Source organism: Camelimonas fluminis (genome assembly GCF_014656355.1).
GTDB classification, from domain to species: Bacteria; Pseudomonadota; Alphaproteobacteria; order Rhizobiales; family Beijerinckiaceae; genus Camelimonas; species Camelimonas fluminis.
The window spans coordinates 22,667-38,090 of record NZ_BNCG01000025.1 but is presented as its reverse complement, the minus strand read 5'-3'; the positions used below and the strand labels follow the sequence as shown (position 1 = coordinate 38,090).

Below are 15,424 nucleotides of genomic sequence, written 5' to 3'. Positions count from 1 at the left end.
CTGCCATGGGCATACGCCTCGGACCCAATCAAGGCCGTGGCCTGAGAACAGCGGTTACGAATATGGCGCGACCGACATCGTTTCGGAACGGGGTGACGCCGGCGTCTCACGCATCACGGAGCTGACGAAAGGCGTCGGAGCGGATTCGGTGCTCGAATGCGTCGGCACCAACGAATCCATGCACCAGGCGATCAACTGTGCCCGGCCCGGCGGCGCCATCGGTTTCGTCGGCGTGCCGCACGGCGTCGAACTGAACGGTGAATTCCTGTTCTTCGCGCAGAAGAGCCTGCTTGGTGGGCCGGCCCCTGTGCGTCGCTTTCTGCCGCATCTCATAGACCTCGTCCTGAAGCGCGAGATCAATCCCGGTAAGGTGTTCGATCTCACCTTGCCGCTTGAAGACGTCGGGGAAGGCTACCGGGCTATGGACGAGCGCCGCGCCATCAAGACCATGCTGCAGTTCTGAGGGACCGAGAAGCTACCGCGTGAGGTAAAAATGCACAGCGATAGCAAGGAGCGACAGCGCCGCAACCCACATGGCCGCACCTGCTACATAGCCAATAGGCCGCGAAATGTACACCTGCGGCGGCAGCGGCGGCGTTTCTGCTAATGCAGCCGGCGCTTGTTCGGTGATATCCCCGCAGTCGTCGTCATTGTCTTTGGGCGCGGCTCCAGATTTAGACCAACTTAGGTTACGGATCCTACCTTTGCTATCCTCATAGTCATCTTGGTTCGGACGCAGATAAAATTTTTCCGGGCCTCCGTACTCGCTATGATGCCAAGACGAATCTACCCAAACTTTATCCAGTTCAATATATATGCATAGACCATCAATTTTTCGAAAACTCACTTTCTCGAAAATATTGTCTAGCACGTCTCTTGGGACACTTATCGTCAAGCGCCACGTGCCATATCCGTCAAGCCCAGAGTCGTCGGGCTTTTCGAACGAAATTTTCGCCGGCCAAATTTCTGGATCGGAGTCAGAGCTATCAAATGCAAATATTGAAAATTTAAACTCTTTCGTCTCTTTGTCTCTACCCATAAGATTGAATGTATCACTATCGCGACTCCGGTCGCCGATGATCGCTACTCCAGTGATACTTTTTCCGTAGACTGGTGCTTCTCCAATATAAAATCGCGAATTGTAAAATTCATTGAGCAAAAGTGCTTTCGCGTTTATTTGAATAATTCTCTCGAGAGATAGACTGTAATTTTTATTCTCGGGGGTAAATTTTATCTGTGTGTTGGTTATTTCGAATTGATCGATGGACACTTCTACCACAATCACCCCCGGCTTTGGCTTCCAATTTATAGGCGCAAGAGGTATCAGTATCAGATTTCAAGCTCGCCCAGAAGGACCTGCTTGGCGCCACCCGCCTCCGTGCCTCGCTTTCTGCCGCATCTTATGACCCCAGTTCTGCAGCGCGAGATCAATCCCGATAAGGTGTCCGATCTCAAGTTTCCCCTTGCAGACGTCGCGGAGGGTTATCGGGCTATGGACGGCCGCCGCGTCGACAATTGGTCAGCGACCATCCTTTGCCTCGTTGCCTTTGTTTCTGGCAATCTTCACTCGCCGATTGATTTCCCGACGGTAACGGCCACCGTCTACGGCTTCTTTGAATTTGTTCAGCCGACAATAGACGTGGTACCGAATCTGGGTCTCCGCGTCCCATGAATAGTACTCATCCCAGAATTTTTTAACTTCAGCTTCAGTCGCCGCCTTATTATCGCCAGATCGGGCGCCCCAATTACCTATTGCTTCCAAAATGGCAAAAATCACGCGAATCGCAGCCGGAATAACGAAAAATAAGATGAACCCACCAGCGGCGACTTCCAACATGATTCACCCCCATCCCCTTTGCTCTGCGCTCCGCCCAATCATTTAACGCCGCCTATGCTCCATGGGGATTTCCAATACTGACACCTAACGGGTCCGATATTTCACCAAGTTGCCATAGATCACGTTACCGTGACTGGACGGGCCTGACAAGACGCCGCAGTGAAAGCTGCCTATACGAACACCACTCAACCGCAAAGTGGAGGCATGCTTCCCCACGGAAACATCGTACGCCTCCCTTGCGAAGGCAAAACACCCGTCTACGAACCACGCTGTCCCCACAAAAAAAGGGCCCGCCATTGACGGGCCCCTGCACTCTCGCCGGTGCCGTTCAACCGCCAGCCACCGCCCGGCGCAACTTGGCATCGAGCAGAACCTGAACCTCGTTGAGGCGCCGCGGAAACACTTCAACAGGCAGCCGCCCCCAATCCATCTCCACTCCAGACTGGAAAGGCGCGCCGGCGCCAGGTACCTTGAGCAAAACGTCAGGCGCGCGCACATCACGCACCGCGTTCTCAACCACCCGCACCTTCGGCGTGAGAATCATCCTTGGCAGCTTTGCGAGAAACGCGCTTGCAGCCGCAATCTCCTCGGGCTTGGACTCACCGATAGGCGTCAGATTGTCCGAAAACACCACGGCCTCTCGGCCATCAGCCCCAGCCGATGGACCATCCCCAACCACAATGCCAACAGGACTCGCGACCCGGTCGTCCAAGGTCCGCATCCTGTCTGCAAACAGCGCTGCCTCGCTCCCTGCCGCGCCTGCAACCAACCCGGCGCCAAGCGCAATCCGGCCCGCTCTTTGGTAGAATTCATAGGGACGATCATCCACGCGAAGACCATCGTAGTCCTTTTCGAACCGCAAGGTCGGCGCCGTAGGCGCATCACCAGCGTCCAGACACTCCTGCGCCTTTACCAGAACCCTCGTCGCAAAGTCCGGGTGCATGAAGGCGGCGCGCGGATCCCGATACCTTGGAAGATCAGGCTTCCGGGGCATTTCGCCCGCCTTCGCGGGGCGAGTGACAAAAACCAGTTCCCCGTCCAGAGCGTCCATTTCGCGCAAATAGCCAGCGAAGCCGTCAACCAGAGCGCTCATGTGAACGAACGGTCCAAGGACGATCTCACCCGTCGACGCTCCATCCAGCCCGATAAACCGGACCTGGCCGAATACCCGGTCGGCGGCCATGAAGCCTGTCACCTCGGCCCCCAGCACCTCATCCCTGTACCACGCAAGCGTCTGATCCCCGGATATCAGAAATTCCCTGTTTTCCATCTTCAGAGCCCCACAGATCGCATGCCAACGTTACGGGCCATGTCCTTGGCCCGATGTGTCTGGTTGTCCAGCTGTTCACCCATCCCGGTCACGCCGTTGCTTTCAATCAGCTCACCCGCGATCGAGAAAATCGCCTTCGAAAGGTTCGTCACGACGAGAGCGCAACCGACGATATAGCAGTAGGCCATCCAATCGAATGAGCCCGTTTGCTGGCTGCTCCAGAACGAAGCAGAAAAAATATCGCCACTATTCGGAAACGCCTGCCCAAACCCAGCGACAATAATGAATGCCGAAACCACCACGATGATACCCGAAACGGCAAACGCCGTCCCGGCAAACAAAACCTGCCTCAGAGCCTTCTGGGCGATACTCCGGGTGCCATCAAAAATCCACAAGAACACGAAAATCGGCGTCAGGGCCCCGACAACCATCAGACGGATAAGCGCATCCACGAACCGGAACCCGAACGTGACCGTCAGCATGAAGAAAATCATGGCGAGGAAAATGCCGGCGAAGACGTACGAAATCCGGGCGATCGTCCCCAAATCCTTTGTTGTTGGCACCTGGGTCGCAGTCCAGATCCCCCCCGTGATCCCCACTACGCCCATCTTGTGAAACGTCCAGAGGATATTCACCGCGCCTTCCTTGTGCCCATTCGCCAGGTCGCTCAGCTTGGCGCCCGAACCCTGCGAGCCTGCGCTCCCAGTGGACGTTTGACACACCGGAAGGCTTGAAACCGAATTCTGGCCGATTGTACACGCCGCCTGAGCCATGCGGCTGCCAAGCTCACTTCCAAGCGCGAGCGGCCCGGAAATGAACAAATCTGAAACCGGGGAGAACTCACCGTTGTCCTTAACCCCAGCCGCTGTCGAAGAGAAAAGAAACAGCGGATAAATAATCGCAACACGCAAAAGGAACGTGTAGATTTTCACCCATTCGCCCGAGATATTTTCCGCGAAGGGCGACGCGACGATCTTCAGCATCTTGAAGCAAAGCACAATCATCAACACGATCACTGAGAATGTGATCATCTCAGGTGTCTTGTCGACTAGCGTCTCATACATCCCGACGACGATTTTATGCAGGCCATCATAGAGCGAGCTGTAGATCTGGCACGACCAGCAGTACTCTTTGGCCTGCGCTTTGTTGGCGAAATCCATCATGGACTTGCCCACGTTGCCAAAGGCCTGAAAGCTGCTATCGACCATCCCCTCCACCAGTTTGGAGGGGTTCATAAGTTCAGTGACCCGCGCAATATTCTTGCTGAGCCAATCGGATCCCTGACTGACCGCGCCGCCAACCGCTGACCCTATGTCAGTCCCTTGGCCACCGCCTGCTTCTAGGTCTGAAGCCATCATGCACCTTCACACATGCTCGCGAAAATCGTATGAAAACCCGACGGAAAGCGCACAGGGGCCCTCGAATGAATTTTGGAAAAATCTCGACAGCGATTTTCGCCATCCTTATTAACTGTCAACCCGCCCTGTCACAAGGGCAATATCCAAACAGCATTCTGACGGGGCCAGGTGCTGATACAGAGCACCCGCAGCCAGCAAGCGGGGGCACCACCGTTACCAAAACACTCGCACGCGTGTGCCCATCCTCAGCACTTTTTAAGATTGTGAACGAAGCAACATTGGCGAACATCGCCAGCTACTTGCAGCGAACAGGCAAGCCAGTCGAGGCAAAGCGCGTCCTTGCGATCTCGCAGAAGGCGCAGGAGCAGGTTCGGCGTGCCTCGGACGATCTCACAGCCCTGAACGCACAAATCGTTACCAAGTCGATCCACCCCGACTGGGATCCAAACGCACTACTCCTCGCCGCTACGGCCATGTTGGGCGGTGAATCTGGCCTTCTGCGCTATATGACAGCCTCCCGCGATGCCTTCGCCGCTGCTTACATCGCCCCGTCTACCATGATTTTCGCCAACGATCCTTCTGAGGCTCTTCAGTGGATCTCACCAAACGCGGACAACGAAAAGATCGCAACAAACTTTGGATCGCAAAAAGCTCTGCGCGGCTCCGTTGAACTCCCGCTCCGTGTTTTTGCTCAACTCGCCGAGCAGAAACACTACCTGAACATGCTTGCCCTCACGGAAACACGAGGACCCGTCTACATTTCGGATAAATTGGCTGCAGCCGAACGTCTGGCACGTGAAGAGGCAGCCAAGGCGATCCTCAACGACCCCGCTATCCCTCTTCGCCAGACCTTGGCAGCGCTGGTCACCGACGCGACCTCCGCCTCCAAAAACGCTGACACACCCACGGACAAAGCACTCGTACTCGCTGCCCTGTTGCCGCGCATGTGCCTTACAGCCGCCACCACGACAGCTGTCATGCTATTGGACACAAGTGCGATACGGGAAAAGTTCATTCCGGAGCTAAGAGCTGAAGGAAAATGGTGAGTGAAACTTGCTACGATCTCAGCACACAGCGCCCCATAGCAATTCTGGGGGGGCGTCATGGAACGAGCACCGCCAGCATCGCTCGTGATTAGCCAGAATATGAACGCCGCGCCAATGCGCGGCTGAACGGATCGCAGCCACGAGTTGCAAACGGGCCGGACACCCGACGCTACCCGAATGCCGCACACGAGCGCGGCTGACACCTCCCGCCGAGCGCATGTCGCTCGGCTATGGGCGGGGGAATGCCGCGCGAAAGCGCCGCGCCAAACATCCTCCCCGCCCAACAGCGTTTTCAAGTTCCAGACTGTGAGTTGGAACGCGCGTCGACTACCTGGCCATTGCGCTACCGCACGACCGGTCCAGCTAAAATCCGCCACGCGAGCGACAATGCGCGCCATAGTCGTGCTAATAAGCAATATCCGCCGTAACCCCGTTTTTTTGGCTGCTGCGAACCCCTTTGCCGGAACGAGAACTGGGACCAATTTCTGCGATGGAAACCGACGCATCAAAAAAAATATCAGCACTAATCTCTGATATTAATTTGTCCGCCGCCCGTAAATTCGGACTGACGCTTCCGCCATCCGACTCGCTAACGCTCGTGCCATTCGCCGGCAACGCCCGCGACATTTTCGAAGATTTCCAGCCAGGCAAAGTATTCCGGATTGGTCGGGGGCACCTCCAAACCTTGGCTCCCAAGGACATAACGGAACGCAATCTCGCTGTCCTTCGACGCCTTTCCGAGGCAGCCCTTGAACAGCGCGGCACACCTAATCTCTTTATCGCACTCGGGATTGTCCAATGGACCGACGCCCTCGATCAAAAAAGCCGCAAAGCTCCTCTGTACCTCCTCCCTGTTCGCCTCGATGTCGATAGCCACGGCTACCTCATCAAGCCAACAGGGCCGGCCCAGATTAACGAGCAACTCTGCAATCTCCTTGAACTCTCGCCGCCGCCGCCGGGAGCCGACCCATTCGCTCCGGCCTCGGCAGCTGACATCATAACCGCCATTGGCCGTTCCACGTTCCTCCTGCCGATGAACAAGGAGCCGCTATTAAGGCTATCACGGCTCGAAGCAATCCAACGAAATCCAAACCCTATCGCCCTATCTCTTGCCTTCCGCCGGCCGCCAACAGCGCCCTCAGTTCCAGCTCAGACACAACCGTTTCAGCCCGCCACTCAGCTCGACAGCGCCCAAGCTGCTGCCGTAACCAGAACGCGCGAAGGACACTCCTTTGTCCTGAGAGGCCCGCCGGGAACCGGGAAAACCCAAACCATCGTCAATATGATTGCCGCTGCGGTTAACGATGGCAGGTCGGTGGTCGTAGCAACCGAAATGGCAGAGGCGCTCCAACCCATCGCTGAACGGCTCACTAACCACGAAGCGCGCCAGAACATTCTCGACCTCACCGTGGCACCCCCACCCCCAGAGCCGGAAGCCTCAGATCACAGATCCGCAGCCACACCTCCAACCATACTACTTACTACATTCTCAAAGTTCGTATGCCTTGCCCCAGAAAGCTGGTGTTTTGACATTTGCATCATCGACGAGGCATCGACGGCTACGCTAGAGAACACGATCCTACTTGCGGGCGTCTCCGGACAACTCGTATTGGCCGGAGACGAGCACCAGATGGGCCCGCACGACGCTCTCGTCGCAGCGCTCACTGCTGATGATCTGGCGCTGCCCAACTCATCGGCGCTGTCGGCCGCTATCGATACGGGTTGGGAAACAGCCCAACTCCGACGCCACTATCGCTCACGCCATCCTTCATTGATCGAGCTCTCCAATAGGCATTTTTACTACATGCAGTTGGCGACGCCCCCATCACCGCACGATCAACCCCATTTTGGCAGAAACTACATTCAGGTGGCGGACGGGCACCTTGCCAGCAACCTCACCAACCTCAGAGAAGCTGCGACGCTGGTCCGTGCCTATAGCGACCATGCGCTGGAAAACACCGGCCAAAGTGTTGCGATCATAGCAAACGGAGCACCCCAGCGCGACCTGATCGCGCAGTTGATCACCGGACAGAGCCATATTCTGCAGCATCGCTTGCGGGGCGAACACCCCCCGCCAAAATTGCTCTGCGCCACGGCCGCGCAAGGGTTCGAAGCCGACGTAATTTTCGTGAGCCTCACTGCCGCGCCACCTGAAAACGCACCAAACCTTGTCCACGCGCTGACACTCTCACTTCCAGACGGCGACAAAACTCTAAATGTGATGCTCTCTCGCGCGCGCGACCGCATGGACATTTTCTGCAGTCTCCTGCCAGAACACCTCCCGATGCTCCTCACCGCACCGCGGGCGCGCAGACGCCTGACGCGTATAATTCTCGACGCCCCGGCCCACGCTCAAACCTGCGAACCCCATGGCGCCAACGGGTTCATCAGCGAAATTCTCCAAACACAGGGGTACTCCAGCCAAACTTGGGAAAACACCGCCCTCATTTTCGCCAACGGTGAAATGCCAGTCGGCGCAATCCAGTTTACTGGACGCCAAAACGACCTGGACGAAAAATCCCAATACGCGCAATTGATAAATAATGGGTGGCCCGTTATGCAATTTCCCATGGACCAATCCGAGCCCCAGCACCCAAATCACGGCGAGGCATTGAAAGCCCTGTTCTCATTTCTGGATCTCCACCGGCCCGGGCCCGAGCACGAATGAGCAAATCTCTTGACTTCGCCCCGACCCGCCGCGCGCTCCTCTCAGGAGCGCTGGCATTAGGATCGATCGGCCTTTCGAAGGCGGTCCTTGCGAAGGATACCGCCACTGAATTGGCAGATCCGCTGCGGCCGTCTGGAATGACATCCGCCGACCTTGTCCTCATTGACAAGAAGGCACGACCAACGAATGCGGGCCTCCCGGACACACGCGGCCTCTGGCTTCAGAATCCGCACACCAATGAGGAAATAACCGTCCTCTTCTGGATTTCCGGGCAGTACGACAATCTGGCGTACACACAAGTGTGCCGCCTCATGCGCGACTGGCGCGAAAATGCCGTTGCCCACATGGACCCCAAGCTACTCCATCTCCTCTGGGCCATTCAGCGCGGAAGCGGATTCACACGCCCCCTCGTGATCAATTCGGCCTTTCGCACCCGAAGGACCAATAACCTTCTCGCCGCCGAAGGCGCGGCGATCAACTCATTGCACCTACACCGCCAGGCTACAGATTTGCGTCTGGATGGTATCCGGCCCAGCAACGTGGCCGAGTATGTCCATTCGATGGAAATAGGTGGAGTTGGCTTTTACCCGACGTTTACCCACGTCGATACCGGGCGTGTGCGGACATGGCGCCGCCGCTAAATTAAATATAAAATTCAAGCAGATATTTTTCCAGACCAACCCCAAAAAGGGTATTTTTAAAATGAGCGGTAAACTGCAGGTTCTGATCGCTGCGTCGCTGGCCTACGTCAACTCCCGGGCATCGCAGGAACGTATCGACCGGATCAACGCCGGATATGAAGACCGGATCGCTGCGCTCAAGCGCCAGCAAGACGCTGAAATCGCAACGGCCCGCGACCTCGGGGGCAGCGCCCTTGCACAGTACGAGGAAGCCTTCGCTTCCCTCAAGGCCAGTTACCCGGACTCCACCGACGAACGCCTCATCTCCCTCCTCCAGACCCAGGCCCGGGTTCTGATCGAAATCGGCGATGTCTCCACGTCGATCACAATCCCCGAGAGCGTCCCTGGAGATGTCCAGGCGGACGCCTCCGCCCCTCCTACGGCGCCCATCCCCGCGTCAGAGGCCACCGTTCACGCCGTTAATCCCACTCATCACGAACCTGCCGCCGCTGCCGGGAGCGTGACCGAAGCCCCACGCCGACGCGGACGCCCGCGCAAAAACCCCCTGGCACCCGTCGAGAGCCCCATTGGCGATGTCAGCGGCGACAACGATGAAACTGAAATCGCGACCACACAACCGAGCACCCCTTCTGTTGCGGAGACCCCCTTCACGAATCCTGTCGCGGTCGCCGTCGCGGAACTCGGTCCAAGCCCCCTTCTCACCACGGCCAATGTTGTTATCGTCAACAATCTTGACGTCAATGACGCCTCTGCTGACGACCAGGACCCGACAGCCGGAACAACCCAACTTGAGGCAGACGACGCATCGTATGATCCGTTTGCTTTCGCCCCGGATCGTACGTCGCCGACGGCTCCCGAAGGCGGCTCAGACGCACGCAATGAGCCCGAGTTGCTCCCAACAGGCGTAGGAGACTACTATAAACCATCCTCCAGCGTCGACCTTGATGCGAGCAACACCGGTTCCATCCAGGCGCCCTTTGATCTGATTGGATCCTCAGCCGTGTCCGACGGTTTCGATGAAGACAACTTCACCGGCGACGACTACGGCGATCCGAGCTTTAGCCACGAGCCCGAAGCTGACGGCGCCTTCCCGGACACCTCCGAGGATGAGGGATTCGAACGCCCCTCATTCCTCCGCCCAAGCTCTATCGCCGCCGCGCCCGGCGGCTAAGCCGGTTAAAGAACACGCGCCCTCTTATCCCCAGCCACATGACAATAACCCGCCAGAGTTCCTCTGGCGGGTTTTCCAGTCTTTGAAGATCAAAAACCACACGACGCACCATTCCGCGCGGAGCTACCGCAACAGCCCTCGCCACATTCACCAGATCACGATCGCCTGAAGGTCGCGCGGCACCGGAAAGTCGGTCGGACACCCGCAATGCCGCGCGCGCCGCCCGGGTCGCCGCAAGCACATCGTCAATTGTGCTGGCAGACTTCACAGCCTCCACAATCTGGGGGAAGTGCGCAAACAGCTCAAGCTTCTCAGCCTCGCTCAAACCAAAAAGGAGGGAGGAAACATCCCCCCCTCCCTGCTTGAGCGTCGCCTCAATGGCCGCCATAAGCTCCTGGAGCCGCTGATCCTTCAGCAGGGCGAATTGCTCACGCGCTACACGCGACGCCTCCCGCAAGTCATCAAACGACTGGATCCGCTTGCGCCCCGTAATCACCGCGTTCCCCACGCTCCATCTCAGCCGGCAATCTTCTGTGCACCGGCAGCCGCGGTATCCGTCACCCCGTTACCCTTTGGCACGACCCCGGCAGCCTGAAGCGCGTCCAGGCTCTCCATCACCCAGTCCGTAAGCGCGGAGAGAGAGCCCGACGCCGCAAAAACACTCACGCCGAACTCCCGCACATAGTCCTGAACGCTCATGTTGAGCAGCCGCTCGATACTGAAACGTCGGCTCTCTATTTTTTCCCAAATCTCGACATTCGCGCGCTTCACCGTGACAATCCTCACCCGCCCCAACTCACGGATGGTCTTAAATTCCCGTGCGTTTTCGTCGAAGGCCCCATGGTACTCATTCAGTACCATCACTTTTTCCGAGAATGGCAGATTCTCCGCCACCCGAGCTGCATTCTGGAAAACCCCCAGTGCATCACTTAGGGACTGAGGCTGAGCCGTCACTGGCACCACCAGCATCGGAGCATTTTCACTCAACAGCTTTCCGGCCTTCCGGGCCGCTGCCCACTGGAAAACCATCGGGATAACGTTTGCCCCAAGGTCGACAACCCATCCACCCTCAAGAAGCAACTCACCCAACCGATCCCAGTACTGCACCGCAACGTGCTGGTTCGACTGGACGGCATTGAGGCCAGCGCCGATACCCAACTCCTCAACCTCGACGTCCCTGAGAATGCTGCCAAGCTTCGAGCTCTTGAAGCCGTCTGCAGACGCGGCGTCGGTGTCCGCTGCGGCCACCTTGAGGTCGACCTTCTCAAGCGTGTACCCATAGTGGATCAACTGCGTAAGCAGGGTCTTGCCCTGACCACCTGTGCGGTTGCCAACGAGAATCGTGCTATCTGCCATAACGTCATCCTAAAAATGCGCGGAAAATTCACAGAAGGACTGCTCGGCCACGCCGGAACACCCTCATAACACAAGTCGGCACGTCGCCATAAAATTCTGAATTCCTTCAACGCGGAGATTCTCAAGAGTATAGCGACTATCTATCAATACCACATCGACCAGACGCTGCCCTACAAGCGCAGCCGTCATAAATCCATTTATGTTCTCGGGAACCTGTGTCTCCACAAGCACGACTTTGCGCCGAAAATCCTTCTCGGTTGCCGGATGATAAAAATACAGGCCCAGTTCGCTGCGCCCGATATCAAGGTACAGCACTGCGTCCTCATAATCGACGAGTGAGACAGGTTCGCCCCACATCAGCAGGAAAAATCTGCCATTCTCACGGCAGATCACGTCAATGCCGCCCTTAACCGGCTCAACAGGGGCAACCGACCTCATCATTAAAAATTCCCCGACGAAGAGGAGTTGGCCCTCTGTGGCGCCGCGCTTGCTTTCGAATGACCCGCTTTATGCATGGCGCTCAGGTGCTCAGCTACACGATATTTTTCAAGCGACATTTCCACGCCATTATCGTGCCCATCCTGAACTATTTCATCCACATCGGATTTAATGACCGCTGGCCGCGAAATTTTTGCCGCCACCAGCACCGCCATCGTATCGGACAAGGAGCGCTTCAGGTCAGGGGGGTTCACGAGCCCAAACCTTTCAGATGGTGAAGGCAAACCATCTGAAGGCGCCCGGACAAGCCAAGTCGAGAGCAGCACGTGGTCGGCGGGTTCCTTTAGCGAAAGTGCACGCTCCCGCAAAAACACCACCAGTCTGTCTCTTAATTTCTCACAATTTGCCCGGTCATGAAGCATTTTAAAGCCAAAAAATTGAATCGAAAAATAAGGGGCGGATAACCACCGCCCCCAAGGTCGAACCCTCACAGTTCCATTCCATTGCCCTTTCCCCGTTTTTGGCTGGCGTGAACCACGTTCTCCTGGTACTGGCCGTTGAGCTGAACAAGCGCTTTCGCGAGGTAGGGAGCTATCCGCGGCGATTGCTCCAACCGCTTGAGGAGATCCCCTTTCCCGGCGAAGGCTACGAACGGCCCCTGTGAGCCAAGCTGCACCAGCGCTTCGACCCCAACAACCCGCCTGGTCCCATCAGACGTCCGAACATTGTTGCGAAGCAAGGCAATATTTTTCGGGTCCGCGAGGAACTGCCGACCAAGGTCCCGCATCAAACTCTTGTGAGACGCCTCGATCAGGATCGGATGGTTCCACTTCGCCTTCACGGGAATTACCACGACTGGCGGGAATTTGCCGTCAGCGCCGCGGGAAATTTCTCCCCCCTGATACCTGACCACGTTCTGATCCCGCGCCCCACGCGCCTTTACAACCGCGTCAAGGATCTCGCCCCTCACAGGAATATGCCGGCCAGGCCAATAGAAGTCCCCCTTCTCGGTCATCCGCGGGACCCAAATGTTGGGCAAAGCCAACCCGACTTCTCCGTGCACATACGGAAGCCTCTGTACAGTGGCTTTCGCCTCTTCCAGACGCTCCGCCCCACGACCGGCACGGGCTTTGGCGATTGCTGCATTGTTCTGTTCAGTCATAGCTGAATCCCTCGAGGATGGCGCCGGCACCAACGAAAAAGAGCACAAAACTGTCGGCAATTTCCTTGATGAAATTATACCAGTCGCGAAACAGGCGTGACAACGCTCAATTTAAGCCGATTTTCGGATTTGGTTATTGCACAAGACTCCGGTTCTGTGCATCCCGCACGTGAGGCGGCAATTCAAAGTCGCCGCGCAAGGTAGCAAACGCCGTCCAGGCGAGCAGAAACACAAGAACGCATCCAGTCGCATACCACGCAACCTTCCACATATTTATTGCTCGCTTTCACGCCGCGGGTTCATCGTTAGCTCGTCAATTGCTGCAGCCTGAAGCACCTTGCCAGGGTCAGCAGAAAATTCGTCGAAGAGGAACACTGCGCCGCCTCGCATCATGCCGAGCTTGCCCTCAACGATCACCACACGGATCCTCGTCACCGGCCGCTCGCCAAGCCCATCCTTGTCCCTTGCCTCGCTGTGCAAAGCCAACAAATCAACCCTGAACGGACCGCCCTCTGCTTCAAGCACATACCCGTCCTTCAAGCTCCACTCACGGCCCAATCCGTGGACGAAGGCAATCGCCACTTCCTCGCCCGCCGCCTCAGCTTTCACAAAATAGTCGCCCACCGGCACAAAGCGCCTGTCCTGCTCCGCAGTCGATTTCACCGAATAGGACACCAAGTCCTGCATCTCCCGGGTGTTTCGCTCCAGGTCCCCAATCTTGCCTCGACACACCTCGAGATCAGCCTCGAGCGCCGATACCTTATTGCCCAGCTTGTCGTTTTCTCCAGCAAGATCACTCTGGGCCGTCGCAAACTTCACGATATCCGCTTCCTGCCGACAGACTTGGTCAAACAGCGCAGCGAGACTTTCATCCCGGTTTTTCACAATCTCTGGCAGTTCTCCGAGCAGCGACGGATGTCGCACCAGGCTCGCCTTAAGATCCCGGATTTCTCGAAGCGCACGATGCTGTAACAGCATCACTGAGGGATACAAAACATGTTTCTCGAACGTCGAGCTGTCCTGCACGCTTTCGAGCCCGATGAGCCTCTGCATCTCCTCAATCAATTTACCCAAGCCAATAAACCGGACCAACGCCTCCTGGGCGAGCGGTGGCAGCGTCGACGCCAGCAACCGGCTAACGCCAAGGTTCCTTGCGCGCTCACTATTGGGCAATCCGACGCCCAGCGCCCGATCCTGCAGCATGATATCCCCCCCCGTATCATTGACCGACAGGTCGTAGGAGGCCCGATGGATCTGGTTGACGTAGTCGGCACACAGCCCCTTCATGTCCGGAAAAGCTGCTGCAAGCTGCTCATTAAACCAGAGCGCCGCCTTGGCCCGGTTGATACTCCCCTCGCTCGTGAACCCGTTCTTCGCGTGCTCGGCGATGTGCTCGGACCGACGAGCCACAAGATCATCAAACAACAGCAGAAGGACCCGCCGAAATACCGCTTCACGGTCCGGAAAATTGTTCAGCTTGAGGGACTCATCAGTCGTGCGACCAACCAGGCCGCGCAAAATTGACACATCGCTATCGTCGAAGTCGTCACTGCTCTCTTTTCCAAGCATGTGACTGATCAAGTTCAACGTTGACCGTTGCGTCCGCCCAGATGGAAAATACTGGCCAACCGACCGAACAACGAACTCAATCTCCAGCGCTTCAGGAAAACCACGGCCCCGCTCCTGGAACGCCGCAACCAGATCCTGATGTGGCAACGCCGCCGCGCCCAGCAACTCCCGGAACCGCGCCAGATCCTCCGCATCCGGATCAACAACCTCGACCGGCTCGTTCACTGTTTCGCCCGCCACGCCATGCATCCCGTCAACCAATACAGGTTTTTCCACCATCGCAAGTTCGGCTACATCGCGTGCCGTCCGGGCTTCTGCCCCCTCAGCTACGCTGCGGGGGACAGGGGCAACCGCCGGCCTTTCCGCTAGATCAGCAAGTGCGGGAACCAGATCCCTGACCCCTTGCAAGCCACGTTCTGAGTCCACCTGGCCTTGCGAAACCACAGGGGCCAGCGCTTCCGGAGAAACCTCAGACGCCGGACTGACCACTGAACTGGTGGTCGCTTCAGATGGTCCGGTGATCGTAGCGGCGCCAACCTCGCGCTCCCTCGCCGGCACATCGGCGGACTGCGCAATTCCCAAGAGCGCCAACAGATCGCCGCCGTCTTCCATACCGACGATCACCCCAATGTACTCGTCCTTCATCAAAGGCTGAATCCTGCCGCGAATAAACTCTGCCGAGCGGCCTTCTGACACCAGGCGCACCCAAGCCTTGTGAAGCCGTCTTGCAGCCGAAAGGGTCGCCCGATCCTCCTGTTGCCCACCACCTGAAAGGCCGGGGCTCGCTTGCCGCACCGGCCCCGCCAAAGCAGGCCCCTGTTCCACGCCAGCCGTCGACGGCATCTGGGGCCCGGCGCGTGTGGCGGGAGCCTCTGTGGTCGCAAAAGTCTCCGGAAATGCAATCTCAA

General features: G+C 57.4%; 15 protein-coding genes. 5 read left to right on the top strand and 10 right to left on the bottom strand.

From position 1 onward, the window contains the following. The coding region (locus IE243_RS18190; RefSeq protein WP_191320806.1) for a zinc-binding dehydrogenase at nucleotides 1-463 on the top strand (463 nt) is incomplete at its 5' end. Between the two features lie 12 nt (nucleotides 464-475). On the opposite strand, the gene IE243_RS18185 is transcribed toward IE243_RS18190, so the two are convergent. The 4 genes from IE243_RS18185 to IE243_RS18170 form a co-directional block, all read right to left on the bottom strand. Beyond that, nucleotides 476-1,270, bottom strand: a complete 795-nt coding sequence (locus IE243_RS18185) for a hypothetical protein (RefSeq protein WP_210319902.1) — start codon at nucleotides 1,268-1,270, stop codon at nucleotides 476-478. Between the two features lie 249 nt (nucleotides 1,271-1,519). After that, nucleotides 1,520-1,837 carry a hypothetical protein gene (locus tag IE243_RS18180; protein WP_191320804.1) on the bottom strand — a complete coding sequence of 106 codons (318 nt, stop codon included), beginning with the start codon at nucleotides 1,835-1,837 and terminating at the stop codon, nucleotides 1,520-1,522. 328 nt (nucleotides 1,838-2,165) lie between these two features. Continuing rightward, nucleotides 2,166-3,107, bottom strand: a complete 942-nt coding sequence (locus tag IE243_RS18175) for a hypothetical protein (protein ID WP_191320803.1) — start codon at nucleotides 3,105-3,107, stop codon at nucleotides 2,166-2,168. Between the two features lie 2 nt (nucleotides 3,108-3,109). Next, complete coding sequence (locus IE243_RS18170; protein WP_191320802.1) at nucleotides 3,110-4,465, bottom strand: hypothetical protein; 1,356 nt, start codon at nucleotides 4,463-4,465, stop codon at nucleotides 3,110-3,112. A gap of 65 nt (nucleotides 4,466-4,530) precedes the next feature. On the opposite strand from IE243_RS18170, the gene IE243_RS18165 reads away from it, so the two are divergent. From IE243_RS18165 to IE243_RS18150, 4 genes are all read left to right on the top strand, one after another. Further along, complete coding sequence (locus tag IE243_RS18165; RefSeq protein ID WP_191320801.1) at nucleotides 4,531-5,511, top strand: hypothetical protein; 981 nt, start codon at nucleotides 4,531-4,533, stop codon at nucleotides 5,509-5,511. A 490-nt stretch (nucleotides 5,512-6,001) separates the two neighbouring features. Then, nucleotides 6,002-8,179 carry a DEAD/DEAH box helicase gene (locus tag IE243_RS18160; protein WP_191320800.1) on the top strand — a complete coding sequence of 726 codons (2,178 nt, stop codon included), beginning with the start codon at nucleotides 6,002-6,004 and terminating at the stop codon, nucleotides 8,177-8,179. Next, complete coding sequence (locus IE243_RS18155) at nucleotides 8,176-8,820, top strand: YcbK family protein (RefSeq protein ID WP_191320799.1); 645 nt, start codon at nucleotides 8,176-8,178, stop codon at nucleotides 8,818-8,820. The genes IE243_RS18160 and IE243_RS18155 overlap by 4 nt, the downstream gene beginning before the upstream one ends. Beyond that, entirely contained in the window at nucleotides 8,756-9,991 is a 1,236-nt protein-coding gene (locus IE243_RS18150; protein WP_191320798.1) for a hypothetical protein, read from the top strand. Before IE243_RS18155 ends, IE243_RS18150 begins: the two co-directional genes overlap by 65 nt. Here IE243_RS18150 and IE243_RS18145 read toward each other — a convergent pair. The 6 genes from IE243_RS18145 to IE243_RS18120 form a co-directional block, all read right to left on the bottom strand. After that, nucleotides 9,966-10,499 (bottom strand): hypothetical protein, encoded by a 534-nt coding sequence (locus IE243_RS18145; protein WP_191320797.1) that lies wholly within the window; start codon nucleotides 10,497-10,499, stop codon nucleotides 9,966-9,968. The genes IE243_RS18150 and IE243_RS18145 overlap by 26 nt on opposite strands. An 8-nt stretch (nucleotides 10,500-10,507) precedes the next feature. Beyond that, complete coding sequence (locus IE243_RS18140) at nucleotides 10,508-11,347, bottom strand: hypothetical protein (RefSeq protein WP_191320796.1); 840 nt, start codon at nucleotides 11,345-11,347, stop codon at nucleotides 10,508-10,510. A 63-nt stretch (nucleotides 11,348-11,410) separates the two neighbouring features. Then, nucleotides 11,411-11,788, bottom strand: coding sequence for a hypothetical protein (locus tag IE243_RS18135; protein WP_191320795.1), 378 nt, complete (start codon nucleotides 11,786-11,788; stop codon nucleotides 11,411-11,413). After that, nucleotides 11,788-12,012 (bottom strand): hypothetical protein, encoded by a 225-nt coding sequence (locus IE243_RS18130; RefSeq protein WP_191320794.1) that lies wholly within the window; start codon nucleotides 12,010-12,012, stop codon nucleotides 11,788-11,790. The genes IE243_RS18135 and IE243_RS18130 overlap by 1 nt, the downstream gene beginning before the upstream one ends. 260 nt (nucleotides 12,013-12,272) lie before the next feature. Next, nucleotides 12,273-12,947, bottom strand: a complete 675-nt coding sequence (locus IE243_RS18125; protein ID WP_191320793.1) for a hypothetical protein — start codon at nucleotides 12,945-12,947, stop codon at nucleotides 12,273-12,275. Nucleotides 12,948-13,220: 273 nt separating this feature from the next. Further along, nucleotides 13,221-15,359 carry a hypothetical protein gene (locus tag IE243_RS18120; RefSeq protein WP_191320792.1) on the bottom strand — a complete coding sequence of 713 codons (2,139 nt, stop codon included), beginning with the start codon at nucleotides 15,357-15,359 and terminating at the stop codon, nucleotides 13,221-13,223. Between the last annotated feature and the right edge of the window lie 65 nt (nucleotides 15,360-15,424).

Coding starts and splice junctions, on each gene's coding strand:
- IE243_RS18120 (WP_191320792.1), bottom strand. CDS start 15,359: ATGCCGTCGACGGCTGGCGTGGAACAGGGGCCTGCTTTGGCGGGGCCG.
- IE243_RS18175 (WP_191320803.1), bottom strand. CDS start 3,107: ATGGAAAACAGGGAATTTCTGATATCCGGGGATCAGACGCTTGCGTGG.
- IE243_RS18170 (WP_191320802.1), bottom strand. CDS start 4,465: ATGATGGCTTCAGACCTAGAAGCAGGCGGTGGCCAAGGGACTGACATA.
- IE243_RS18165 (WP_191320801.1), top strand. CDS start 4,531: ATGAATTTTGGAAAAATCTCGACAGCGATTTTCGCCATCCTTATTAAC.
- IE243_RS18180 (WP_191320804.1), bottom strand. CDS start 1,837: ATGTTGGAAGTCGCCGCTGGTGGGTTCATCTTATTTTTCGTTATTCCG.
- IE243_RS18155 (WP_191320799.1), top strand. CDS start 8,176: ATGAGCAAATCTCTTGACTTCGCCCCGACCCGCCGCGCGCTCCTCTCA.
- IE243_RS18135 (WP_191320795.1), bottom strand. CDS start 11,788: ATGATGAGGTCGGTTGCCCCTGTTGAGCCGGTTAAGGGCGGCATTGAC.
- IE243_RS18125 (WP_191320793.1), bottom strand. CDS start 12,947: ATGACTGAACAGAACAATGCAGCAATCGCCAAAGCCCGTGCCGGTCGT.
- IE243_RS18140 (WP_191320796.1), bottom strand. CDS start 11,347: ATGGCAGATAGCACGATTCTCGTTGGCAACCGCACAGGTGGTCAGGGC.
- IE243_RS18160 (WP_191320800.1), top strand. CDS start 6,002: ATGGAAACCGACGCATCAAAAAAAATATCAGCACTAATCTCTGATATT.